Consider the following 617-nt stretch of genomic DNA (forward strand, 5'->3'; position numbering starts at 1 on the left):
ACCAAGGGGACCGTCATGACCACCGCCAGCACCCGCACCGATGTCCGCTCCGCTCTCACCGATCTGCTTCTCACCCCGGGCCTCGACCTCGACGAGGCCGCCGACCGGCACTTCGCCCCTGACTACCGTCAGCGCACTGACGGAAGCTGGGACGATCGCACCGAGTTCCTCGCCCATATCGCTCACCTGCGCACGGTTGTTGCCGGTGGCTCGGTAGAGGTGCACGACGAGCTCTTCTCCGGTGACCGCTACGCCGACCGCCACACCATGGAGGTCATCAAGACCGACGGCTCCACCGTCCGCATGGAGGTCTACCTCTTCGCCGAGTTCGCCCCCGACGGCCGCTTCCGCCGCATCGAGGAGACCACCCTCATGCTCGAAGGCACCGACGCCGACAGGAACCTCGGCAGCGCCCGCTGAGCCACATTGCCCACCTGACGCCCGAGACCGCCCCTGGCCCAGCACATCGCCGCGCCGCCGTCACGGCGCATCGTCCCAAAGCGAGAGGAAGTGGTTGTCATGCTCGATGTGCTCATCGCCGGGGCCGGCCCGGTGGGACTCTGGCTCGCCGCGGAGTTGCGCCTGCACGGGGTGGAGGTGACCGTCGTGGAACGCCG

The 617-nt window shown here is 68.6% G+C and carries 2 protein-coding genes; both read left to right on the top strand.

Translation table 11 applies throughout. The features are described 5' to 3' along the window. The first annotated feature begins 15 nt into the window (after positions 1-15). Positions 16-420: a nuclear transport factor 2 family protein gene (locus tag JK359_RS38530; protein ID WP_201844393.1), complete on the top strand. Its 405-nt coding sequence runs from the start codon at positions 16-18 to the stop codon at positions 418-420. A gap of 99 nt (positions 421-519) precedes the next feature. After that, a partial coding sequence (locus JK359_RS38535) for an FAD-dependent oxidoreductase (RefSeq protein WP_201844395.1) occupies positions 520-617 on the top strand: 98 nt, incomplete at its 3' end.

Source organism: Streptomyces actinomycinicus (genome assembly GCF_016741775.1).
Taxonomy (GTDB): Bacteria; Actinomycetota; Actinomycetes; order Streptomycetales; family Streptomycetaceae; genus Streptomyces; species Streptomyces actinomycinicus.